Source organism: Arthrobacter sp. 18067, assembly GCF_902706295.1.
In the GTDB taxonomy this organism is placed as follows: Bacteria; Actinomycetota; Actinomycetes; order Actinomycetales; family Micrococcaceae; genus Arthrobacter.
The window spans coordinates 103,948-126,989 of sequence record NZ_CACSJJ010000012.1 but is presented as its reverse complement, the minus strand read 5'-3'; the positions used below and the strand labels follow the sequence as shown (position 1 = coordinate 126,989).

Annotated in this window: 17 protein-coding genes; 7 read left to right on the top strand and 10 right to left on the bottom strand. The window is 63.1% G+C overall.

What is annotated here, in order from left to right; translation table 11 throughout:
- Window positions 1–146 precede the first annotated feature (146 nt).
- The 8 genes from GVL04_RS13410 to purU all read right to left on the bottom strand — a co-directional run bounded on the left by GVL04_RS13410 (window position 147) and on the right by purU (window position 11,257).
- Complete coding sequence (locus tag GVL04_RS13410; protein ID WP_159705272.1) at window positions 147–953, bottom strand: IclR family transcriptional regulator; 807 nt, start codon at window positions 951–953, stop codon at window positions 147–149.
- A gap of 133 nt (window positions 954–1,086) precedes the next feature.
- A complete protein-coding gene (locus GVL04_RS13405) occupies window positions 1,087–2,361 on the bottom strand; it encodes a molybdopterin molybdotransferase MoeA (protein WP_159705269.1) in 1,275 nt (424 codons plus the stop codon).
- 121 nt (window positions 2,362–2,482) lie between these two features.
- On the bottom strand, window positions 2,483–3,700 hold the full coding sequence (gene fdhA, locus GVL04_RS13400) for a formaldehyde dehydrogenase, glutathione-independent (protein WP_026005570.1): 1,218 nt from the start codon (window positions 3,698–3,700) through the stop codon (window positions 2,483–2,485).
- A gap of 145 nt (window positions 3,701–3,845) precedes the next feature.
- Window positions 3,846–6,164 carry an FdhF/YdeP family oxidoreductase gene (locus GVL04_RS13395; protein ID WP_159705266.1) on the bottom strand — a complete coding sequence of 773 codons (2,319 nt, stop codon included), beginning with the start codon at window positions 6,162–6,164 and terminating at the stop codon, window positions 3,846–3,848.
- A gap of 10 nt (window positions 6,165–6,174) precedes the next feature.
- A complete protein-coding gene (locus GVL04_RS13390; protein ID WP_159705263.1) occupies window positions 6,175–7,059 on the bottom strand; it encodes a bifunctional 5,10-methylenetetrahydrofolate dehydrogenase/5,10-methenyltetrahydrofolate cyclohydrolase in 885 nt (294 codons plus the stop codon).
- On the bottom strand, window positions 7,056–7,682 hold the full coding sequence (locus GVL04_RS13385; RefSeq protein WP_159705260.1) for a cyclodeaminase/cyclohydrolase family protein: 627 nt from the start codon (window positions 7,680–7,682) through the stop codon (window positions 7,056–7,058). Before GVL04_RS13385 ends, GVL04_RS13390 begins: the two co-directional genes overlap by 4 nt.
- Window positions 7,683–7,801: 119 nt before the next feature.
- Window positions 7,802–10,294 carry an FAD-dependent oxidoreductase gene (locus tag GVL04_RS13380; protein WP_159705257.1) on the bottom strand — a complete coding sequence of 831 codons (2,493 nt, stop codon included), beginning with the start codon at window positions 10,292–10,294 and terminating at the stop codon, window positions 7,802–7,804.
- 48 nt (window positions 10,295–10,342) lie between these two features.
- A complete protein-coding gene (gene purU, locus GVL04_RS13375; RefSeq protein ID WP_159705255.1) occupies window positions 10,343–11,257 on the bottom strand; it encodes a formyltetrahydrofolate deformylase in 915 nt (304 codons plus the stop codon).
- Between the two features lie 120 nt (window positions 11,258–11,377).
- Here purU and GVL04_RS13370 point away from each other — a divergent pair, with 120 nt between their 5' ends.
- The 3 genes from GVL04_RS13370 (at window position 11,378) to GVL04_RS13360 (ending at window position 14,817) form a co-directional block, all read left to right on the top strand.
- Window positions 11,378–12,058 (top strand): GntR family transcriptional regulator, encoded by a 681-nt coding sequence (locus GVL04_RS13370; RefSeq protein ID WP_159705252.1) that lies wholly within the window; start codon window positions 11,378–11,380, stop codon window positions 12,056–12,058.
- 199 nt (window positions 12,059–12,257) lie between these two features.
- Entirely contained in the window at window positions 12,258–13,133 is an 876-nt protein-coding gene (gene pdxS, locus GVL04_RS13365) for a pyridoxal 5'-phosphate synthase lyase subunit PdxS (RefSeq protein WP_159705402.1), read from the top strand.
- 277 nt (window positions 13,134–13,410) lie between these two features.
- Complete coding sequence (locus GVL04_RS13360) at window positions 13,411–14,817, top strand: MFS transporter (RefSeq protein ID WP_159705249.1); 1,407 nt, start codon at window positions 13,411–13,413, stop codon at window positions 14,815–14,817.
- A gap of 124 nt (window positions 14,818–14,941) precedes the next feature.
- On the opposite strand, the gene GVL04_RS13355 is transcribed toward GVL04_RS13360, so the two are convergent.
- Window positions 14,942–15,874 (bottom strand): LysR family transcriptional regulator, encoded by a 933-nt coding sequence (locus tag GVL04_RS13355; protein ID WP_159705245.1) that lies wholly within the window; start codon window positions 15,872–15,874, stop codon window positions 14,942–14,944.
- 161 nt (window positions 15,875–16,035) lie between these two features.
- Here GVL04_RS13355 and GVL04_RS13350 point away from each other — a divergent pair, with 161 nt between their 5' ends.
- Together GVL04_RS13350 and GVL04_RS13345 are read left to right on the top strand one after the other, a co-directional pair.
- Complete coding sequence (locus tag GVL04_RS13350) at window positions 16,036–17,337, top strand: SRPBCC family protein (protein WP_159705242.1); 1,302 nt, start codon at window positions 16,036–16,038, stop codon at window positions 17,335–17,337.
- The gene (locus GVL04_RS13345) at window positions 17,334–18,743 is read left to right on the top strand and encodes a ferredoxin reductase (protein WP_159705239.1); all 1,410 of its coding nucleotides are present in this window, start codon (window positions 17,334–17,336) and stop codon (window positions 18,741–18,743) included. The genes GVL04_RS13350 and GVL04_RS13345 overlap by 4 nt, the downstream gene beginning before the upstream one ends.
- Here the strand turns inward: GVL04_RS13345 and GVL04_RS13340 are convergent, their stop codons facing one another.
- Entirely contained in the window at window positions 18,744–20,897 is a 2,154-nt protein-coding gene (locus tag GVL04_RS13340) for a glycogen debranching N-terminal domain-containing protein (RefSeq protein ID WP_159705236.1), read from the bottom strand. It abuts the gene before it with no gap.
- A gap of 286 nt (window positions 20,898–21,183) precedes the next feature.
- Here GVL04_RS13340 and GVL04_RS13335 point away from each other — a divergent pair, with 286 nt between their 5' ends.
- Both GVL04_RS13335 and GVL04_RS13330 read left to right on the top strand, forming a co-directional pair.
- Window positions 21,184–21,525 carry a hypothetical protein gene (locus GVL04_RS13335; RefSeq protein ID WP_159705233.1) on the top strand — a complete coding sequence of 114 codons (342 nt, stop codon included), beginning with the start codon at window positions 21,184–21,186 and terminating at the stop codon, window positions 21,523–21,525.
- 93 nt (window positions 21,526–21,618) lie between these two features.
- On the top strand, window positions 21,619–23,010 hold the full coding sequence (locus GVL04_RS13330; protein WP_159705230.1) for a deoxyribodipyrimidine photo-lyase: 1,392 nt from the start codon (window positions 21,619–21,621) through the stop codon (window positions 23,008–23,010).
- Window positions 23,011–23,042 lie beyond the last annotated feature (32 nt).

Here is a 23,042-nt window from a genome sequence, read left to right as displayed (position 1 = left end):
GCAACAGAGTGCGCTCCGTCACACTCAAAGTCAAGGCTTTTTCCCTGTTTAACGGCAACTTGATATATCAATTGGCTTTGAGGTGTATTGTTGCGTGTGATGGTGACTGTTGCGCCTGGAGCGCTTTGGACGCGCTGGGTCGAGAGCTAGCGGCGCCTGTAGCCCATTCGCTCGCTGATTGTCAGCCCGGCCTCGCGGAGGCCGTCTATGAGCCCTGGCTGGTCCTCGGGTGAGAAGCGGAACGCGGGACCGGAAATACTTACAGCGGCAATGACGCTTCCCGCGTGGTTATAGATGGGCACGGCAACGGCCGTGAGGCCGATTTCAAACTCTTCGTGGACTGTGGCGTACCCGTTGCGGGCCACGTCCAGCAGCTGCTTTTCCAGCTCCCCGCGGTTTGTCACCGTGCGGGGCGTGCGCGCGGGCAGGCCCACGGCTTTGAGGACCTGGCTTCTTTCGTCGGCCGTCAGCGCAGCAAGAAGGACCTTGCCGCTGGACGTGGCGTGCAGCGGTGTCAGGCTGCCCACCCAGTCGTAGGTGGCCAGCGTTGACGGTCCCATGGCTTGGTCCACGTTCACCGCATAGTTTGACCTCAACACGGCCAGGTTGACGGTCTCCTTGTATTCGGCCGCCAGCGCCTCCAGGACTCCCCGTGCCTCATGCACCACACTCAGCCGGCCGGGGATGGAAGACGCGAGGCGGAGGATCCCAAAGCCCAGCTGGTACTTGCCGCGTTCACTGTTCTGCCGGACGATGTCGCGGTTGACCAAGGAGCCCACCAGCCTGGACACGGTGGACTTGTGGACGCCCATTTCTTCGGCGATTTCACTCACGCCGGCATCACCTTGGCGGGCCAGGATTTCCAGGATCTGGAGCGCGCGGTCCACAGATTGGACGCCGCCGCCTTGGGCGTCTGCGTCCTTGTCGATGTCCGGGTTGTTGCGTGCGGCCATGGTGCCTCGTGTCGTTGTCCAGGCAGGCCGCCCTCGGCTGATCCCTCTGTCCGGCCTGCACCCCTACCTAGTCTGTCCTCATCCTAGACGGAGTTTTGCACGGACCCTTTCACACCGAGGAAACCCGTGATGGTCAACAGACTTGGTGGTCAACGGAGCCGATGGGGGATGTCCATGGCAACGGCAGGACTGGGACTGGAGAGCCCGCTGCCACGCCCTCCGGCGGAACAGCCATGTAGGCGTCCGCCCGTGAGAGCCCACGCATCATCCCGGGCCCAGTGTGGGAGGTGGGGAACACGAGGCCGTGGATCAGGGTGCAGGGTATGAGACGTGTGCTTCCCGGGGTGGGGTCCAGGTCCGCCCCGGAGACCATATGCGCGGTCTGTTGGACGGGCCGGCTTCCCAAGGCAGCGAAAAGGGGTTCGCCAAGGGTCATGAGGGTCATCATGGCGGCCAGCGGGTTTCCCGGTAGCCCGATGACGAAACGGCCATCAGGAAGTTCGGCCAACACTGCCGGGTGGCCCGGCCGCATGGCAATCCCGTCCAGGAGGAGCCTGCCGCCGAGTGCAGCGATGGCATCGCGGAAGTGGTCTGTCCCGGATTTCCCGGTTCCGCCGGTAGTAATGGTCACGTCCGGCCGCAACGCCTCAGGGGCACCGCCAAGGGCCGCCAACCACTCTTCGTACGAATCGCCAATCCTGAGCTGGCCCTCGGGCACCCCGCCCAATTGCGAAATGACCGCATCCAGCTGCGGACCGAATGCGTCGCGGACCCGTCCTGGTGCAGGCTCACCTGAGGTCACGACCTCCGATCCGGTAAGCACGACGCCGACCCTCGGCTTGCGCTGTACCTGAAGGTGGTCGTGACCAGCCACGGCGGCGAGGGCAATGTGTGCCGGATTAAGGAGCGTTCCGGCGGGTATGAGGACTTCACCCGCGGAGGCTTCTTCACCAGCGGGTCGCACGTGCCGGCCGGGGAGTGCCTCGCCCGGCTTCGCGTCGTGCCTGAGTGAGAGGTGCACGTCTCCGCGGACCTCTCCACTCTCCTTGCGGAGCACCGCAGTGGCACCGGATGGAATCAGCCCGCCGGTGGCAATGACGCTGGCCTCACCGACGGCGAGCGTCCGGCCTGACGCTGTGATGGTCCACGGGCCGCTGCCACTGATGGCCCAGCCGTCCATGGCAGATGACGCGTAGTGGGGCAGGTCCTGGTGGGCGGTGACCGGGCTGGTCAATGTGCGCCCGATCGCTTCGCCGAGGGCGACGTTCGACGACGGAAGCGGGCCGGCGCAGTCGTAGGCCAGCTGCCGGGCTTCGGCCCAGGTGGGCGCGTGCCGCCGTTCGCCGCCCACGGTGGCCCCTGCATCAAAGGTCCTGGGAGCGTCGGTAAAGATTGCTTGTGCGAGCATGGATGCCCCTGCCTGATGTGGTGGTGCTGATAAGAGCAGATACCGGGGACTGCCCGGCCTTCCCGTAATGATTGCCGCGCCGTCCCCGGTACCCGTGTGGTGCGTACTGAATTTGTTCGTACTACGCCTTCACGTAGCCGTTGGGGTTCAGCACGAACTTTGTTGCCGCTCCGGCGTCGAATTCGGCGTAGCCGCGGGGAGCGTCCTCGAGCGGGATCGCCTGGGCGTTGACTGCCTTGGCGATCTGGACCTTGTCATGCAGGATGGCCATCATCAACTGACGGTTGTACTTCATGACCGGGCACTGGCCAGTGGTGAAGGACAAGGACTTGGCCCAGCCGGTACCAAGGGACAGCGAGAGGGAGCCGTGCTTGGCGGCGTCGTCGATTCCGCCCGGGTCGCCGGTGACGTAGAGCCCGGGGATGCCCAGGGATCCGCCGGCGGCCGTGATGTCCATAAGGGAGTTCAGTACGGTGGCGGGGGCCTCGTGGGAGGCGTCCTTGCCGTGGCCGCGGGCTTCGAAGCCCACCGCATCCACGCCACAGTCCACCTCGGGAACTCCAAGGATCTGTGCGATCTGCTCCTTCGGATCGCCGTTGGACACGTTGACTGTTTCGCAGCCGAAGGAGCGCGCCTGCGCCAGACGGTCCTCGTTCATGTCGCCCACAATCACGACGGCGGCGCCCAGCAGTTGAGCGCCGACGGCGGCAGCAAGGCCCACGGGCCCGGCACCTGCGACGTAAACAGTGGATCCAACACCAACGCCGGCAGTAACGGCGCCGTGGAAGCCGGTGGGGAAAATGTCCGAGAGCATGGTCAGGTCCATGATCTTCTCCAGCGCCTGATCGCGGTCCGGGAAGCGCAGCAGGTTCCAGTCGGCGTAGGGAACCAGCACAAACTCTGCCTGTCCGCCCACCCAGCCTCCCATGTCCACGTAGCCGTAGGCGCTGCCGGGGCGGTCAGGGTTGACGTTGAGGCAGATACCGGTCTTCTGCTCCTTGCAGTTGCGGCAGCGGCCACAGGAGATGTTGAACGGTACCGAGACGATGTCGCCCACTTTGATGAACTCGACGTCGGGGCCTACCTCCACCACTTCGCCGGTGATTTCGTGACCGAGCACGAGGTCCTGTGGAGCTGTGGTGCGGCCGCGGACCATGTGCTGGTCCGAACCGCAGATGTTGGTGGTCACCGTCCGGAGGATCGCGCCGTGCGGTACCTTCCGTCCGACGTTGGCAGGGTTGACGCCGGGTCCGTCCTTGAGCTCAAACGTGGGGTAGTCAGTGTCGATGATTTCGACGACACCGGGTTCCTTGTAGGCGACTGCTCTGTTTCCTGACATGGTCACTCCCTATTCTTTGGCTGTTGCTGACAAGTGCTGCCCAATGATCCGAAAGCGGTGCTTCGATGAGGAAATACCTCCCCAGGTTTCAGGCACCGAAGCACCATTCACGGACCATTGGACGGGTGGAGAATCTGTAGAGGATCTAGGCCCTTTCCAACCGGATGATGACGGACTTTGAGGTGGGCGTTCCGCTGGTATCCGCTACGGAATCCAGGGGCACCAGGACGTTGGTTTCGGGGTAGTACGCGGCGGCGCAACCTTTCGGCGTCGAATACGACACGAGTCGGAAGTTCTCGGCCCGCCTGTCTGTTCCTTGGAACTCGGAGATCAGGTGGACCATGTCGCCGTCGGCAAAACCCAGTTCGGTGATGTCCTCGGCGTTGATGAGCACCACGCGCCGTCCGCCGTGGATGCCGCGGTAGCGGTCGTCCTTGCCGTAGATGGTGGTGTTGTACTGGTCGTGGGAACGCAGGGTTTGAAGGACCAGCCGGCCGGGCGGGATCTTGATGAATTCCAACTCGTTGCCCGTGAAGTGCGCTTTCCCGGACGCGGTGTTGAACTTCCTGGCATCGCGCGGTGGGTGGGGCAGTACAAAGCCGCCAGGATGCTGGATCCGCGCTTCGAAGTCCTCAAATCCGTCGAACACGGCTTCGATGTGTTTGCGGATCAGGGTGTAGTCGTCCCGCATGGCCAGCCACGACGCTTGCGGTGTGTTGGGCAGGCGGCTGTGCCCATCGGTGAACAGCCTGTCCGCGAGGTTGCAGACAATGGCTACTTCCGAGTGGAGGTGGTCACTGGCGGGCTTGAGCCGTCCCCGGGATGCGTGCACGGCGCTCATGGAGTCCTCCACAGTGACGCGTTGATCGCCGGTGCGCTGGGTATCTTTCTCGGTGCGGCCGAGTGTGGGCAGGATCAGCGCCCGGCGTCCGGTGGACAGATGCGAGTGATTGAGCTTGGTGGAAATCTGCACGCTCAGGCCAGTGTTGGCCAAGGCCTGCTCGGTGACCTCTGAATCGGGGGCAGCCCTGACGAAGTTGCCACCCATCCCCATGAAGAAGCGGACTTTCCCGTCCCGCATGGCGCGGATGGCTGCCACGGTGTCATAGCCGTGCTCCCGGGGAGAGCGGAACTCGAATTCCTGGTCCAGCCGGTCGTGGAAGGTCTCCGGCATTTTTTCGAAGATGCCCATGGTCCGGTCACCTTGGACGTTGGAGTGGCCGCGCACCGGACAGACGCCGGCTCCGGGCTTGCCGATGTTGCCCTGGAGCAGCAGGACGTTGACCACATCGCGGAGGGTCGGCACGGAATGCTTGTGCTGGGTCAGTCCCATGGCCCAGCACACGATGGTGGCACTGGAGGCGAGCAGCCGCTCACCCGTCGAATGGATCTGCTCCAAGGTCAGGCCGGTTGCCTCCACGATGTCATCCCACTCCACCTTCTCCAGGTGTCGCAGATAGTCATCGATGCCTACCGTGTGGTTGTTGATGAATTCATGGTCCAGGACCGTTTGCAGGCCGGGTGTCTTCCGCCCCTCAGCTTCGGCTTCGAGCAGGTATTTGCCCAAACCCTGGAAGAGGGCCTGATCGCCACCGGCACGGATCTGCAGGAAGTCGTCCGTCAGCTGGGTCCCTTGAATCATGCCGGCCACGTGCTGTGGGTTCTCAAAATGCAGGAGCCCGGCTTCAGGAAGGGGATTGACGGACACGATGACCGCACCGTTCTTCTTCGCCTTTTCCAGGGCACTGAGCATGCGCGGGTGGTTGGTGCCGGGGTTCTGCCCGGCGACGAAGATCAGCGATGCCGTTTCCAGGTCCGTCAGGCTGACAGAGCCCTTGCCGATGCCGATGGTTTCCACCAGCGCTGAGCCGGAGGACTCGTGGCACATGTTGGAACAGTCCGGGAGGTTGTTCGTCCCCAGGCCGCGCACCAGAAGCTGGTACACGAACGCGGCCTCATTGGAGGTCCGGCCGGAGGTGTAGAAGACCGCTTCATCAGGGTGTTCCATGCCCCGCAGCTCCTCGGCCATGAGGTCATACGCTTCCTCCCAGCCGATGGGCGTGTAATGCGTTGCGCCTTCATCGAGGAACATCGGGTGGGTGATCCGGCCTTGCTGGCCCAACCAGAAATCGTCGCGGGTCTTGAGCTCGGCAACGGAATGCTTGGCGAAGAACTCCGGCGTGACGCGGCGGCGGGTGGCTTCCTCGGCCACCGCTTTGGCGCCGTTCTCGCAGAACTCCGCAGCATTGCGCTTTTCATGTTCAGGCCAGGCGCAACCCATGCAGTCGAACCCGTCCAGCTGGTTCACTGCCAGCAGGGTCTGGACGCTGCGCAGCGGTCCCATCTGTTCCAGCGAGATCTTCAAGGCGTTGGCAACGGCCGGGATGCCCACTGCTTTGGTTTTGGGTTTTGTGACGGTCAGCTTTGACTCGTCGATGTTCTCGCGCGGAGCTTTGAAATGCATGGGAGACCCTTCAGATCCGGGAAGTGGAAGCAGCCAGCAACCCGCTGCGGGACTGCTGCCGGGCGGCTTCCAGGGTGTGCAGGAGCAGGAGCGCTGTGGTCACTGACCCGACGCCGCCGGGAACCGGACTCAGGCCAGCGGCGACTCCGGTGACGCTGGCTTCGTCAACGTCTCCCACCAGGGAACCGTCGGGCAGGACGTTGGTGCCGACGTCGATCACTACCGTCTCCGGCGAGATGTGGCTGCCCTTCAGCAGTCCGGTCCGGCCGGCAGCAACAACCACGACGTCGGCTGGCTGCGTATAGCGCTCCAGCGGCCCCGACTTGGAATGGCAGATGGTGACGGTCGCGTCACGTTCGAGGAGGAGCAGGGACAGCGGCTTGCCCACCACGGCGGAACGCCCGACGACGGCCACGTTCCGTCCTGCGACGGGGATTTGGAAGTGGTCCAGCAGTTCCACGACGGCACGCGCTGTGGCGGGTGCGAAGGCGGGCTGACCGACAGCCAGACGGCCGAGGCTGAGGGGATTGGCGCCGTCGACGTCCTTTTCCGGAGCTATGAGCCCCACCAAACCGTCAGCCCTGACACCGTTGGGCAGTGGCGTCTGGAGAATGATCCCGTGCACGGATGGCTCCGCGCTGAGGTCCTCCAACACACCGGCCAGCACTTGCTCGTTGGCGTCCTGGCCGAGATCGACGATCCTGCACTCGATGCCGGCACGTCCGGCGGCGCGCTCGATGGACCGCACGTACCAGTGCGTTGACTCGTCGTCCGTGGCGACAACAACAGCCAATGCCGGGCGGAGTCCCTCATTTTCGAGGATCCGCGCGTCGTCCTGTGCCTGCTGCTGAATGAGGGAGGCGAGCCCCTTGCCGGAGAGTATCTCGGTGTTCACGCAAGGATCCTTTCGCGGACGCGCTTCACCAGGGAGTCGGCGGCCAGGACTACCTTGTCCTCGATGCCGTTGGTCTGTTCCGCCAAGCGGGTACGGGCTTCGCCGTGTTTGATGGCGGCGACGTTGATGTCGATGTTGACCCGGGCTGTTGTGGCGGCTGCGCGCGCTGCGTCTGCGGCAGCGGCGACGTCGCTGATGACATTGGGGTTGGCCACGTCAAAGAGTTCCGTAGCAAGGTCCACCACCTCACCGGCAACCTTGATGAGCTGCGCGGGAGTATGGGCGGCCTGAACAAGTGCGTCCTGGATGGCTGCGGTCTTTGTTGCCTTGAGCTCGTCGGTTTCCGCGGGGAGCTTGTAGGAATCGATGACGGACTGGAAAGCGTGTTCGTCGGCGTCCGCAAGGCGCAACGCTTCGACGATCAGGTGGTCGGCGGCGCTGGTGATCCGGCTGACCAGTGCTGCATGCTCCTCATATTTTGCGCCGGTCGTATATCTGGCCACCATGGCGACCAAGGCGGCGCCCTGGGCGGCATGCAAGGCTGCCGCTGCGCCGCCGCCGGGAGTGGGCTGACGTGAGGCAAGCCTGGAGAGGTAGTCGTTGATGGTTTCTGAGCTGATCATTGGTCTTCCTGGGCAGGCCGAGAACTAAGGCTGACAGAACAAGGGGGGATAGGGTGGCGGCCCGGATTCGGTTGCTGGAGGAAACTCCGGGCCGCCTGCCCTGGGTGGAGCGCGGTGGATCAGCCGCGGAGGCGGCTCATGGTGGGGTCGTACAGCGGATCTTCGGTAACGGTCGCCTGGATGCGGCGTCCAAAGTACTCGATTTCCACGGAGTCACCGAGCGACACAGCCGCGGGCAAGTACGCGTAAGCAATCGGTTTGCGGACCGAGTAGCCGTAAGCGGCACTCGTGACGTAACCCACCGCCTGGTCCTTGTAGAACACCGGTTCCTTGCCCAGCACCAGGCTCCTGCCGTCGTCGACCGTCAAGCAGCGCAGGCGGCGCTTGGAGGTTTCCTCGCTGCGCCCTTCCAAAGCGGCCTTACCGACGAAATTCTCCTTCGCCATCTTCACGGCAAACCCAAGACCCGCTTCATAAGGATCGTGCTCGGTGGTCATGTCCGTGCCCCAGGAGCGGTAGCCCTTTTCGAGCCTCAGCGAGCTGAAGGCTGCGCGGCCTGCGGCGATGACGCCGAACGGCTGCCCGGCCTTCCACAGGGCATCCCAGAGGCGCTGCCCGTTGTCTGCGCTGGTGTAGAGCTCCCAGCCGAGTTCGCCCACGTAGGACAGGCGCATCGCGGTGACGGTGACGCCTCCAATGGTGACCTTCTTGGACCGGAAGTACTTCAGGCCGTCATTGCTGAAGTCATCATTGCTGACCGTGCCGATGAGGTCACGGGCCAACGGACCCCACAAGCCGATGCAGCACGTGCCGCCGGTGGTGTCGCGGACCTGGACCCAGTCGCCGGCGCTGCCGTTCTCGGTCTGGTGCCGGGCTGCGCGCTCAAAGTAAGCGGTGTCGATGTTGCCGTTGGCGCCCAGCTGGAACGTGTCCTCGCTCAGGCGGGCAACCGTGATGTCACTTCGGACGCCGCCGGCTTCGTCCAGGAGCAGGGTGTAGGTGACTGCACCCGGCTTCTTGGCCAGGTCACCCGTCGTCAGTTCCTGCAGCAACTTCAGGGCGCCGGGGCCGGAAACCTCAAGGCGCTTGAGCGGCGTCATGTCGTACATGGCAACTGCGGTACGCGTCTTCCAGGCCTCAGCCGCGGCGATGGGGGAGCTGAACATGCCCGACCACGCGTCGCGGGCCGGCGGCTGCCAGTCGTCCGGCATTTCCTTCAGGAGTTCAGCGTTGGCTTCGAACCAGTAAGGGCGTTCCCACCCGGCGCCTTCCAGGAAGTAGCCGCCCAGCTGTTTGTGGCGGGCATGGAACGGGCTGACGCGAAGGTTGCGCGGGGAGAGCTTGGGCTGGAGCGGGTGCATGACGTCGTAGATTTCGACGAAGTTCTGCTGGGAGGTTTCGCTGACGTATTCGGGAGTCAGCTGGACCTCCTCGAAGCGGTGGATGTCGCAGTCGCCGAGGTCGATCTGCGACTTTCCGGTGGTGAGCAACTCCGCCACGGCTCGGGCAATACCGGCCGAGTGGGTGACCCACACGGCTTCGGCCACGAAGAATCCGTCCACTTCCTTGGACTCGCCCACCAGGGAGCCGCCGTCCGGGGTGAAGGAGAAGATGCCGTTGAAGCCATCCTCGATTTCGCTTTCCCGCAGCGCCGGCAGGATCTGCTTGGTTGCCTCCCACGCGGGGAGGAAGTCTTCCAGCGTGAAATCCAGCCGGGAGGGCATGTTGTGTTCGCTGATGCTGCTGGGTTCGTAGCTGCCCAACTCGTCCAGATCCACGGGCATGGGGCGGTGCGCGTAGGAGCCAATGCCGTAACGGTCGCCGTGCTCGCGGTAGTAGAGGTCCTGGTCCTGGTGGCGCAAGATGGGCAGCTGGGCGCCGTTGGGAAGTTCGTTCTTGCCCTTCTGGGCGGGAACAGGGGTGGTCTTGACGTACTGGTGTGCCAGCGGAAGGAGCGGAACGGACATCCCGATCAACTCGCCCACCTTGGCGCCCCAGAAGCCGGCGCAGGAAACCACGATGTCTGCGGGGATGACGCCATCGGCGGTCTCGACGCCGGTCACGCGGCGGTTTGACTGCTCAATTCCGGTGACCTCGGTGTTGCCGATGTACTTCACGCCGGCAGCTTCCGTGCGCTTGATCAGCAACTGCACGGCGCGGGCGGCAAGCGCCAGACCATCGGTGGGGACGTGAAGGCCACCCAGAATGTCTTCCTCATTGATCAGGGGGTAGAGCTCCTTGCATTCCTCGCGGGTGAGGATCTTGCCGTCGATGCCCCACGACTGTGCGTAGCCGAGCTTGCGCTTCAGGTCTGCCAGGCGCGTCTCATTCGTGGCGACTTCAAGGCCGCCCACTTGGTTGAAGCAGCTCTGGCCGTCCTCGGTGAGGGACAGGAACTTTTCCACCGTGTACTTGGCAAAGAGCGCCATGGACTTTGACGGGTTGGTTTGGAAGACCAGGCCCGGCGCGTGGGACGTGGAGCCGCCGGGCATGTTCAGGGGTCCCTGGTCCAGGACGGTGATGTTGTTCCATCCGCGGGTGACCAGTTCGTCGGCGAGGTTGGTGCCGACGATTCCGGCTCCGATGATGACAATGCGGGGCGTGGATGTCATGGGGGTTCTCCTGCTGAAGTTCGTGTGGGGTCTGGGGCGACGGGTGGCTTAGCGGAAAACCACGGTGCTGGTCTGGTCCAGCAGCACGCGGTGTTCACAGTGCCACTTGACGGCGCGGGACAAAGCCAGGGCTTCGGCATCCTGGCCCACGGTCGAGAGTGTGGTGGGTCCGTAGCTGTGATCGACGCGGATGACTTCCTGCTCGATGATTGGTCCCTCGTCCAGGTCCGCGGTGACGTAGTGGGCAGTGGCGCCAACCAGCTTCACGCCGCGGTCGTAGGCCTGGTGGTAGGGGCGGGCGCCCTTGAATCCCGGCAGGAAGGAGTGGTGGATGTTGATGGCGCGGCCCTCAAGGGCGCGGCAGAGATCGTCGGAGAGGACCTGCATATAGCGTGCCAGCACCACGAGGTCCGCGTTGTACTCCTCCACCAGGTCCAGGAGGCGCTGTTCAGCCTCTGCCTTGGTATCCGGGGTGACGGGAATGTAGACGAAGGGAAGGCCCGCAGCTTCGGCCATTGCCCGGTGGGTCTCGTGGTTGGAGGCAACTACCACCAGGTCTCCGCCGAGGCTGCCGCCCCTCCAGCGGAAGATGAGGTCATTGAGGCAGTGTCCGAACTTGGACACCATCACCAGGACCCGCTTCTTGGTTTGGTCGTGGAAGCTGAACTTCATGTCGAAGCGGCCGGCAATCGCGCTGAATTCCTCCTCGAGCCGCTCGGGTGAGTAGGACAGCGGGCCGGAGAAGGCGGTCCGCAGGTGCAGCGTCTGGCGGAGGCCGTCGTCGAACTGCTGGTGTTCTTCGATGTTGAAGCCGCGCTCAAACAGGAAGGTGGTCACTGCCTGAACGATTCCGGCCCGTTCGACGCACGACAATGTGAGTACGAACTTCTGTGCTTGCTCGTCTTTGAGCGTTTCGGGCTTCGGCAGCGTGCTTACCGGTGAGTCTGTCGCCATGAGGGTCATGTCGCCTCCTTTAGATATATTCCGGGGTCCTGAACTGATATATTAGGATTGGAATCAGCGTATACTGGTGTCCGAGGCAGGTCAATAGATTTTTTCGGCTAGGAAGAAGGAGCTGGCGCTGTGGCTTTTGGAACTCTTGCAAGCATCGGCGATGCCACGAAGAAATCCCTCGCTGACGTCGCTTATGAACGACTTCGCGACCGGCTGCTGATGCTGGAGATCAAGCCCGGCGACCTTCTCAACGATGATCAGCTCGCCAAGGACCTGGAGATCGGGCGCACGCCGGTGCGGGAGGCCCTGAAAAGGCTGGAGTTGGACCGGCTGGTCATCACCTATCCGCGGCGGGGCACGTTCGCCACCCGCGTGGAAGTAACTGACCTGGCGTTCATCTCCGAGATCCGGGCGCAGTTGGAGCCCCTCGCCGCAGCGCGTGCGGCGCGGGTTGCTTCCGCCGCCACCAAGGAACATCTGCGCGAAGTGATGCGCGCGGTGGAGGACTTTGATGTCAGCGCCGCGTCAGTAGTTGAAACGCTTCGTCTCGACGCCAGTGTTCACCAGGGCATCTACGCCGCGGCCGCGAATCCGCACCTCGAGGATGTGCTGATTCGCTACGACAATCTGGCTACGCGCATCTGGTGCATGGTCCTGGATCGGCTGCCTGATCTTGAGCATCATGTACGCGAACACTTGGACCTGCTGAGGGCCGTCATTGACGGCGATGAGGAAAAGGCTGCTGAACTGGCGCGCGTCCATGTCAGCGGCTTCGAGCGCGCCGTCCGCCAGGCGCTTTTCGCGGCTTGATGCCTGCTGGCGCATTCCGAGCTGTTGACTGGGCGCTGCGGGAATTGCATACTGAAAACGCTCACTAATATATCACCCGGATATCACGCGGTCTTTTTGCCAGTCTCCTGAATCCAGGTGCTTGTGATGCAATCACAGCCCTCAGCCCTTGGAGTATCCAGTGACTACAAGACCCCTCCTTTTCGAACACATTCCACTCATGGGCAGCAGCCGCGTTAAGCGGGGCATGGCGGAGATGCTCAAGGGCGGCGTCATCATGGACGTCGTTAACGTCGAGCAGGCCCGCATCGCCGAAGACGCCGGTGCCGTCGCCGTCATGGCGCTCGAGCGCGTCCCGGCCGATATCCGCGCCCAGGGTGGCGTGTCCCGCATGTCCGATCCCGACATGATCGATGCGATCATCGCCGCCGTGTCCATTCCGGTCATGGCCAAGGCCCGCATCGGCCACTTCGTCGAAGCCCAGGTCCTGCAGTCCCTCGGTGTGGACTACATCGACGAGTCCGAGGTCCTGACCCCGGCCGACTACATCAACCACATCGACAAGTGGAACTTCACGGTTCCCTTCGTCTGTGGCGCCACCAACCTCGGTGAGGCCCTGCGCCGCATCAACGAGGGCGCGGCCATGATCCGGTCCAAGGGTGAAGCCGGCACCGGCGATGTTTCCAACGCCACCGGGCACATGCGCAAGATCCGTTCCGAGGTCGCCAAGCTCGCCGCCCTGCCCGAGGACGAGCTGTACGTTGCGGCCAAGGAACTGCAGGCCCCGTACGAGCTGGTCAAGGAAGTTGCCGCGACCGGCAAGCTTCCCGTGGTGTTGTTCACCGCCGGTGGCATCGCGACCCCGGCTGATGCTGCGATGATGATGCAGCTCGGCGCTGACGGTGTGTTCGTTGGTTCGGGGATCTTCAAGTCCGGCTACCCCGCAGAACGCGCCGCCGCCGTCGTCAATGCCACTGCTTACTACGACGATCCCGACGTCATCGCCAAGGTCTCCCGTGGTCTGGGCGAAGCGATGGTCGGCATCAACGTCGACGAAATCCCCCAGCCCCACCGCCTCGCAGAACGCGGCTGGTAAGTTCCGTTGCGCCCGGTGGGGCCCTTTTATGCACGCTGCCGGATCAGCGCTCACCGCTCCGTTTAGGGAGTGTTTGGGTTGGGAGGGGCTCTCCACCAGGAAGCTGTTTGATAAATCGACGGGCTACGAGGTCTGGGCCTGAGGCGTCCCGCCAGGGGATGTAACAGATTGACAGGCCCTGACGCCGAACTCTACGTTCTCATATATCAGTCTTTACATGTCTAGTATATTTTTGCCTTTTCGCAGCGTCGCGGAAAGGCACGGGCAAAGGAGAACCATGGGACTTAGCTCCACTCTTGATTCAGCACGCTTTTCTCCCTTCCATCGCAAACTCGTCGTCGGCTGCATGGGCGGCCCGCTCCTTGACGGATACATGCTGAGCATCATTGGCATCGCCATGGTGGGGCTGACGGCACAATTCGGTGCCAACGAGCTTGAAGTCAGCCTCATCGGCGCCTCGGCTCTGGTGGGTATCTTTTTCGGTGCCCTGTTCCTTGGGCCGTTGACGGACAAAATCGGCCGGCGCCTGATGTACACCATTGACTTGTGGGCGCTGGTGATTGCGTCTGCCCTTCAATTCGTGGTGCAGGATGCAACCCAACTGATCATCCTGCGCTTCATTGTGGGACTCGCCATCGGGGCCGACTATCCCATCGCCAGCGCACTGTTGGCGGAATGGTTGCCCCAAAAGCGTCGGGGAAAGATGCTGGGCATGTTGATCACAGGTTGGTTCGCGGGCGCTGCACTGGCCTCCTTGGTTGGCTTCGTCATGTCCGAGGTGTTCGGCCCCGAAAGTTGGCGCTGGATGTTGGGCAGCTCTGCCGTGTTGGGTGTTGCTGTCCTGGCCATGCGGCACGGCATTCCTGAATCACCCCGCTGGCTGCTGAACAACGGCCGACGGAAGGAAGCGGAGGATGCTCTGCGTGTGGGGCTGGGAGACCAGGTGGATGCGGCCGCTGTGTTTGCGGCGGAAGCGGAGTCGCCCATGCAGGCAGCAATAAAGGGCAAAGTTGATTTCTCCATGCTGTTGCGCCGTCCGTACCCCAAGCGACTGTTCTTTTGCAGTGCTTTCTACATCCTTCAAGTAACGCCGCTGTTCGCAATTTTCACGTTCGGGCCTGTCATACTCAGCTCGTTCGGCCTGGGCGAAGGCAATATGGCCAACCTCGGCTCTGTGATCATCAACGCGGTCTTCCTGCTCGGTTGCCTTCCCGCTCTTCGCCTGGTGGAGACTGTAGGCCGCAGGCCACTCATTATCTGGAGCTTCGCCCTCATGGCGATCCCACTCTTCGTCCTCGGATTTGCTCCGGGAGCCCCCGTGGCGATCATTATTGCCTGCTTCTGCATGTACGCCTTTTTCTCAGGAGGGCCGAACATCCTGGAATGGGCATACCCCAGTGAGCTCTTTCCCACCGAGGTCCGGGCAAGCGCCATCGGCATTACCACCGGTGCCAGCCGGATCGGCGCTGCGATTGGTACTTTCGTGATTCCCTTCGCCCTGCGCGACTGGGGCATCGGGCCCACCATGCTGGCTGCTGCCGGCCTTACCGCGCTCGGGTGGTTGATCTGTGTCCTGATGGCGGAAGAGACCAAAGGGATGTCCCTGGCGGCAGCTGCCGGCGGCCAGGACACCACCCCCTCTTCAGCCAGCGGGAAACAGGCTGACGCCGCAGTTGTCCAGTAAAGGCGTCCGTCAAAGTCCAGGTGAGTGACGCCGTCGGGCTTTCCTGGACCTGTTAAGGGGCCAATGCGCCCGTTGCCCCACAGTCCGTGAGGTGACGGGCGCATAAGTCTTGCCCGGACGATGCTCAGCGGTCGTCCTCGGGGCGGGCCGTGAGGATCCTGTGGGCGCTGTCCTGAAGAATGCCGAGCGACTCCTGGATGAGGGGCGAGGCGATGCTGCCCCTGCGAACCGCAGCGACGATGCGACGTGAGGGCCTGCCTTTGCCGCTGATGCGCAGTCGAACCACGTTTTCGGTGCTATGCAAGGGTGCCAGCCGGGGGAGCAGGCCCACACCCAGTCCCGCTCCGACGAAGGCGATTTGGGTTTCCCATTCAACCGCCTCATGGGCAATCCGCGGTGTCACCCCGACGGCCGTGAACGCCGCCGTGAAAAGGGCATGGTAGGTGGATCCGGCGGCTTCGGTGATCCATGGTTCCGATGCGAGCTCTTCGAGCGTCACCGTTTCCCGCGATGCCAACGGGTGGTCAGCGGGAATGATCACGTCCAAGGGATCGTCGAGGAGAACGGTCTGTTCGAAGCGAGGATCGTCCTCGATGTAGGTGTCGGATTGCATGGCGACGATGACCGCCAGGTCGATTCGTTCGGCCACCAGTAAGTCGAAGCAGCGGGCCGGGTTGGCCTCGAGTACCTGTACCTCCAGCAGCGGGCGTGTTGAGCGCAGGGTGGCGGCCAGCGGCGCGAGCAACTGCGCGGCCGCCGTCGAGAATCCGCCGAGCCCAAAGCGGGACTGTACCTGGTCGCCTGCCTCCATGGCCGCGGCACGCAGGCTCTCCCATTCAGCAATGAGGCTGTCCGATCCCGCCACGAGAAAGCGGCCCGTGGCGGTCAGGCGTACGCCCCGGCCGTCCTTGGTCAGCAGCTGCATTCCCAGCATGCGCTGGAGCTCCCGCAGCTGCGCGGAGACGGCGGAGGGGGAATAGCCTGTGAGCTCTGCGGTTGCGCCAATGGTGCCGCACCGGGCAAACACCCGAAGTGTGATGAGCCTCGCATCAATCATGCACCTATTGTGCACGGTTATCTTTCAAATCTTGCGCTTTTGTTGCGGTTCAATCATCCCTAATCTCATGAATACAAGGTTTTCGACATCGCCGCTCGCGCCCCAAGCAGCCGCGCTCCCCACGAAACACACTCTTACCCACGCCTCCTGGGAGGAAACATATGTCTGTACCAGTCTTGCCCCTCACCTCACGCGGAAAACTCGCTTCGTCCTTGCCTGCAGAGCAGCTGGCAGAGATCAGCGGATTGTTCGAGTTCCGGCGTAAGGGATATTCCCTCGATGCCCCCTTCTACACCGATGCCACGATTTTCAAGATCGACATGGAAGCCATTTTTGGCCAGCACTGGATTTTTGCCGGCAGCGTCGCCGAGCTGCCGGAGCCGGGCGACTACGTCACGGTCGACTATGGTCCCTACTCCCTGATCGTGCTGCGCAATGACGACGGCGGCGTGAACGTCCTGCACAACGTGTGCCGCCACCGCGGTGCCCGCGTCCTCACCGAGCCCGCCGGCTCAACAGGCAACCTGGTCTGCGGCTACCACTCCTGGACATATTCCCCGGAGGGCAACCTGATCCACGCCTCGGCACCGGGAGAGACGAAGTTCGACAAGGGCTGCTTCGGCCTCAAGCGCGCCCACAGCCGTGTGGTGGCCGGACTCATCTTCGTCTGCATCGCAGACGAGCCGCCGGCAGATTTTGACGAAACGTCCAAGATCTTGGAGCCGTACCTCGCACCCCACGATCTGTCGAAGACGAAAGTCGCCTACCAGCAGAACATCATCGAGGAAGGCAACTGGAAGCTCGTCATGGAGAACAACCGTGAGTGCTACCACTGCGACGGACACCCGGAGCTCGCCTGTTCCCTCTTCCCCACCTGGGGCCTGACGGAAGGCCTGATCCCTGCCCACCTTGAAGAGGTGTGGGACCGCAATAAGGAAGCACAGTCCTCGCTCGAAGAGCGTTGCCGCCGCTACGGCCTTCCCTACGAGGTGGTGGAGGAGCTCGATACCCGCATTGCGGGAATCCGCATCTCACGTGAATCGCTCGACGGCGAGGGCGAATCGTTCTCGGCCGATGGGCGCAGGCTCTCCAAGAAGCTGCTCGGTGACTTGCCGGACTTCCGCCTTGGCCGCTGCTCGATGCACTTGCAGCCCAACAGCTGGTTCCACTTCCAGAGCGACCATGTCATCACCTTCGGCGTCTTCCCCATCAACGAACACCAGTCCCTGGTCCGCACCACCTGGCTGGTAGCCGACGACGCCGTGGAAGGCGTGGACTACGACCTGGAGAAGCTCACCTACACCTGGAAGCAGACCAACCTGCAGGACAAGGAGTTCGTGGAGCTGTGCCAGACGGGCGCAGGCAGCCCCGCCTACGAGCCCGGCCCCTACATGAAGAGCGAGTACCAGGTGGAGGCCTTCATCAACTGGTACGTGCAGCGCGTCCAGGAGCACTTGGCATGACAGAACTCCTCACTGAGATGGTAGTCCAGGAACCACATCGCATTCGCGGCCTTGAGATGCCGTGGAACAGGGTGATGGGCAGTACCGAGGGGCCAGCCAGTGCCGCCCGCGCCTTGGGTCCGTGGCATCCGCAGGAGTTCATGGCCGAATGTGTCGAGATCGTCCCAGAGGTGGGCGGCATGAGGACGTTCGTGTTCCGTCGCTCCGACGGGGCGCCCCTGGCGTTCCGTGCGGGCCAGTACGTGAACGTTGCTTTCCCTGTGAACGGCGAGGACCAGGATCCGGCGGACCGCAGCTACTCCCTGTCCAGCGCTCCCACCAAGCCGTGGACCTTCGACATCACCGTCAAACGGGATGCCACGGGCCTGGTCTCACCGTGGGTGCACGAGAACATCAAACCCGGCACTGTTTTGGAGATGCTGGGACCAGTAGGGGCATTCCACCTGCCTGACGCGGACCGGCGGGCACGGTACCTCCTGCTGGCCGCCGGAGCAGGGATCACGCCCATCATGTCGATGGTGCGTACCATTCACTCCCTGCCGGGAGAGGCCGACGTAGTGGTGCTCTATCACGGAGCGGCGGCTGAGGGCTTTGCCTTCAACAAGGAGCTCGCCTACATCGCCTCCGTGGACTCGCGCATCAAGGTCTTCTACTCCCTGGGTGATCGCGGCAAGCCCGAGGACTGGGAAGGGCTGAGCGGAAGGCTGACAGCGGCCATGCTGGAGGAGGTCGCCCCGGATGCCAACGGCCGCCAGGTCTACGCCTGCGGCCCCGAGGGCTACCTGAACACGGCCACCGAGCTTCTGGGGAAGGTGGGCGTCGACGAGACCTCCATCCACATGGAATTCTTCACGGGAGACCGCCAGACGATCCTTGAATACCAGGCGGAGCTTGCGCATGCGGCGGACATCGCAGAGGAAATCGCGGAGGAGATCGCCGATTCCGCCGAGGACTACTACGAAAGCCAGCCCACGGCGTTTGGACTCTACGAGCCTGGTTACGACGCCGAGGGAACCCTGAAGGCCACGGGGTTGCCACTGGAAACTGTCGACGCTGACGCGCCCGAAACTTCCGACGGCGGTTCGGATAAGGCAGCGGAGGCGGCGGCCCCCGATGCTTCGAGCTTTGACACGGTGGGAACGGGAAGCCTCACCCTGTCCTTCCTGCGCACCGGCATCAATGTGCGCATCGACCCGACCGAACATATCCTCGGTCCGGCCCAGCGAGCGGGCGTCAGGATCGGCGCGAACTGCAAGGAAGGCATGTGTGGCTCCTGCAAGGTGGTCAAGCTTTCCGGTGACGTCGAGATGAACCACCAGGGCGGCATCCGGGCACGGGAAATCGACGCAGGCAAGTTCCTGCCCTGCTGTTCCACGGCCCTGACCGATATGGTGATCGACGCTTAGCTAGGGCTCATTACGGCGCAGCTCGGCCCGTTCCACGAGCTCGGTGATCCACGGCCGTTGGGCACGGTGGAGTGTCAAACCTTCGGGAAGTCCCTCAACCCGGGAGGAAGAACCGACCACGTCGATGGTGATGCGCCCGCTTCCCATGGGGGCATTGCTGATGTGCAGGTCGCCGTAGGACTCGGGCAATACCGGATCGAGCCAGACGCCGCCCAAGGAAATGTGGGCGTCGTAGCGCATGAGTCCGGTGATCAGCTGGATGGGAGTGGTGGCGGCCCAGGCCTGTGGGGAACAGGCCGTGGGGTACGGCACCGGCTCCCTGAACTGTTCGCGCGGAAAACCGCAGAAGAGTTCGGGGAGCCTGCCGCCCGAAAACTCGGCTGCTTCAAGGAGGGCGGTGGCTATGCGCTGCGCTTCTTCCACGAATCCGTACCGGAGGAGCCCGGCCGCTATCAGTGCGTTGTCGTGCGGCCAGACCGATCCATTGTGATAGCTGGCCGGGTTGTAGGCGCCCATGTCGCTGGCAAGTGTGCGGACGCCCCAGCCGCTGAACATTTCCGGAGACATCAGCCGCTCCACCACACGGGGGGCCTTGTCTTCATCCACCAAGCCAAACCACAGGCAGTGCCCCATATTTGACGCGCAGGCGTCCACGGGGCGCTTGTCCTTATCCAAGGCCACTGCGTAGTAGCCCTTGTCCGGGAGCCAAAACTCCTCGTTGAACTTCTTCTTAAGGCGATCCGCGCGTTCGCGAAGCTCGGCCGCCAAGCTGAGGTCGCCGTCGTCGTAAGCCATCCAGGCGCGCGCCATGTAGGCGCCATGAACGTAGGCCTGGACTTCGCACAGGGCCAACGGTGGCTCAGCGATGGTGCCATCGGCAAAGTTGATACCGTCCCAGGAGTCCTTCCAGCCCTGGTTGATGAGACCGTGCTCGTTGGGACGCCCATACTCCACAAAGCCGTCGCCATCCCGGTCACCGTAGTCCTTGATCCATTCGAGCGCGCGGTCCGCGTTGGGGAGGAGTTCAGAGATCACATCCTTGGCGAAGCCCCAGCGGCTGACTGACCCCAGGACAGTGACAAAAAGGGGAGTGGCGTCGACGCTGCCGTAGTAGGCGGACTTGCCGCCCAGGGCCAGGCTGCTGGAGACGTCCAGCCGAACTTCATGCAGGATCTTGCCGGGTTCTTCCTCGGTAGCGGTGTTCACCTCGCGTCCTTGGCGGTCAGCCAACGTGCGCAGCGTGCCCAACGCCAGGGAGGGATCCACGGGAAGCGCCATCTCGGAAGCCCAGAGCGAGTCCCGGCCGAACAACGTCATGAACCATGGCGCTCCGGCGGCCACCACCACCCTGTCCGGGTGGGCCGGGTCCTGGATGCGGAGTGCTCCAAGGTCCTCGTAACTCCTGCGGAGGGTCTTCTCAATGGATCGGTTGTCAATTTGCATCACCGGGATCTTGGCCACCCATTCCTGCCTCCGCCGATCACTGGGCGACATTTCGCCCCGCCCGGGATGGGTGAAGGGAGCGGCCGACCCGTCAAGGGTGGGCATCGCGCTGATTCGTGTACTCCATTCCCCATAGGGCGGAATCCTCGTCCTGAAACCCAGGGCTTTGGCCCCGGCTCCGGCTCCTTCGGCACGGATCATCACGCCCTTCTTCAGTCCCTCCCACAGCCCGCGGATCTCCAGCGAGTCACCCTCCAACCGGCGCGTTTCCTTCCATTCGCGGGTGATCCGGGCTTCCTTCACTTCAAACAGATCCGCGAAGTCGGCTTCGACCGCCAGCGTGATGCTGCACTCGGCCACTTCCTTGGAGTAGTTCCGGATAGTGATTTCCTCGAGCATGCCGGCGCCTACTTCACGGAGCCGCTCTACCAGCAGGGGACTGTCAGCGTAGCCACCCGCGCGAGGCACTCGGCCTGCGAACAGGGCCCGGTACGGCTCTTTGGTCTCTGCCGCCAGGGGTTCGACCGTCTGGCCATTGACGGTCAGCTCCCAGCGGGACAAGATGCGTGTGTCCAAGTGGAACAGGCCTTGCGGCAGCTCAGGCTTGATGTCTCCGTTGGCTGCAGAGATGCAGAACGTGGAGCCTTCCACCAGCGTTACGTTGCCGGAGCCCAGTGGGCCGGCTGCGGTGTCTGCGTTCCATCCAGCCACGTCTTGCCTCCAATCATCACGCCCTGATTCCCCGTTCCGCTGGGGGAACGTTGATTCCGGGGTGGGTGGCTGTATCTGAAGCTACGCCGAACTTGGGGACGGCGCCAGAGTCCGCGGGCCGGTTGCCGCGGCAGGGTTTCGGCAGGCGGGGCAGAACCTGTTTGAAACCCAGAGTTAATCTGCTTTCCGGTTACTCCGCGGTACGGGGGGTCTATAGTGGGGGAACAGGACATTCGCTGATGCAGCCCGGCGGCCCGTATTTTCTTCCGACGCCGGAGGCCCCGTAATGACCGACACCCAAATAGGCAGCTTTATTCGCGACTGCGTGGTGTTTGAGGACGACACTGAGAACGGCTTGGATTTTGACACCTTCTATGGCCTGTACATCAGTTGGTGCGTTCTTGGACACAAAATTCCCGTTCCCGACTCCGCTTTCAAAACTGCCCTTGAACGTGAGGGCCTCAGGCCCATCAAAGAAAATGGCCAAAGGATCTATCCCGGCATGAGCATGGTTGGCCCGGCGGCCAGGGATTACGTTGTGAACAGCGTTCCCATGTGGGACACAGAGCTGACCGGTGCTTCTGCGCTTTCCGAGGTCGTCGAGGAAGCTGTTCCGTCCATCGCCTAGCCTCATTCAACAGCGAGCGTTCAGCCCATGCCCCTAGGATTCTCAGGGGGGCATGGGCTGTTCCTGTTTCCGGGTGTCCGCTGAAAGGAATTAATGAAACCGTCAATCGTTTGGTTCCGGGACGACCTGCGGGTCGCCGACAACCCGGCCTTGCGTGCCGCCGTCGACGACGGTGAAGCCGTTGCCCTGTACGTCCTCGACGAAGAATCGCCAGGCATCCGCGCCCATGGCGGCGCCGCACGGTGGTGGCTCCATCACTCCCTGATGGCGCTCCGTGAAGAGCTGGACAAGTTGGGCATACCGCTGCTGCTCCGCCGCGGACCAGCCTCTGACGTGGTCCGGAAGACAACGACGGCGGTTGACGCCGGCGCGCTTTACTGGAACCGCCGGTACGGCTCGGCTGAGCGGACGGTCGACGCCGGCATCAAGAGCTGGGCAGGTGACGCAGGACTGCACGTGGCAAGTTTTCAAGCCTCCCTGCTCCATGAGCCGTGGAATGTGACCACCAAAACGGGCGGGCAATACAAGGTCTTCACTCCGTTCTGGCGGACCGTGTCTGCGCAGGATTTCCGCGAGCCGTTGGCCGTGCCCGCAAAGGGCCATGGGTACGCCGGCGAACTGCCGGCGTACGACGAGCTGGCCTCCTGGAACCTCCTGCCCACCGACCCGGACTGGTCCGGCGGACTGGCCGACATGTGGACGCCGGGGGCAGCTGCCGGACACGAACGACTTGCCGCGTTCGTGGAGAAGGGACTCTCCAATTACAGCGAGGGTCGGAACCGTCCGGACACCGATGGCAGCAGTTGCCTCTCGCCTTACCTGCGCTGGGGTGAGCTGAGCCCGTTTGAGGTGTGGCATGCCCTGGGTTCCAAACGTTCGGAAAGCGCTTCGATTTACGCTTCAGAGCTGGGCTGGCGGGAATTCTGCTGGCACCAGTACTTCCACAACCCTGAGCTGGCAACGGCCAACCTTCGCACTGAGTTCGATCGCTTCCCCTGGGCGTGGCCCGGCATCAGTGGTGGCAACGGTAAACACCCCGGGCACGAAAGCGCGCCGCAGGAGCTCCACGCCTGGCAGCGGGGCCGCACCGGATTCCCCATGGTGGACGCCGGACAACGGCAGCTTTGGCGCACGGGGTGGATGCACAACCGTGTCCGAATGGTTGCCGCGAGCTTCCTGGTGAAGAACCTTGGCATCCACTGGCAGCTCGGCGAGCAGTGGTTCTGGGACACCCTGGTGGACGCTGATCCGGCGTCGAACCCCGCCAACTGGCAGTGGGTGGCCGGGTCCGGGGCTGATGCGTCGCCGTTCTTCAGGATCTTCAACCCGGAGGCCCAGCGCATCAAGTTCGATCCCCAGGGAAAATACATTGCCCACTGGATTCCGGAGTTCGGCACACCCGAGTACCCGGAGGAGATCGTGGACCTGAAGACCACCCGGGCAGAGGCGCTGGAGGCGTACAAGGGGATGAAGGAAGTCCACTAGGGGTCTCAAAACACGCCTCTGGAAATTAGTAG

Coding starts and splice junctions, on each gene's coding strand:
- GVL04_RS13410 (WP_159705272.1), bottom strand. CDS start 953: ATGGCCGCACGCAACAACCCGGACATCGACAAGGACGCAGACGCCCAA.
- GVL04_RS13405 (WP_159705269.1), bottom strand. CDS start 2,361: ATGCTCGCACAAGCAATCTTTACCGACGCTCCCAGGACCTTTGATGCA.
- fdhA (WP_026005570.1), bottom strand. CDS start 3,700: ATGTCAGGAAACAGAGCAGTCGCCTACAAGGAACCCGGTGTCGTCGAA.
- GVL04_RS13395 (WP_159705266.1), bottom strand. CDS start 6,164: ATGCATTTCAAAGCTCCGCGCGAGAACATCGACGAGTCAAAGCTGACC.
- GVL04_RS13385 (WP_159705260.1), bottom strand. CDS start 7,682: ATGATCAGCTCAGAAACCATCAACGACTACCTCTCCAGGCTTGCCTCA.
- GVL04_RS13380 (WP_159705257.1), bottom strand. CDS start 10,294: ATGACATCCACGCCCCGCATTGTCATCATCGGAGCCGGAATCGTCGGC.
- purU (WP_159705255.1), bottom strand. CDS start 11,257: ATGACCCTCATGGCGACAGACTCACCGGTAAGCACGCTGCCGAAGCCC.
- pdxS (WP_159705402.1), top strand. CDS start 12,258: ATGGGCAGCAGCCGCGTTAAGCGGGGCATGGCGGAGATGCTCAAGGGC.
- GVL04_RS13360 (WP_159705249.1), top strand. CDS start 13,411: ATGGGACTTAGCTCCACTCTTGATTCAGCACGCTTTTCTCCCTTCCAT.
- GVL04_RS13355 (WP_159705245.1), bottom strand. CDS start 15,874: ATGATTGATGCGAGGCTCATCACACTTCGGGTGTTTGCCCGGTGCGGC.
- GVL04_RS13350 (WP_159705242.1), top strand. CDS start 16,036: ATGTCTGTACCAGTCTTGCCCCTCACCTCACGCGGAAAACTCGCTTCG.
- GVL04_RS13345 (WP_159705239.1), top strand. CDS start 17,334: ATGACAGAACTCCTCACTGAGATGGTAGTCCAGGAACCACATCGCATT.
- GVL04_RS13335 (WP_159705233.1), top strand. CDS start 21,184: ATGACCGACACCCAAATAGGCAGCTTTATTCGCGACTGCGTGGTGTTT.
- GVL04_RS13330 (WP_159705230.1), top strand. CDS start 21,619: ATGAAACCGTCAATCGTTTGGTTCCGGGACGACCTGCGGGTCGCCGAC.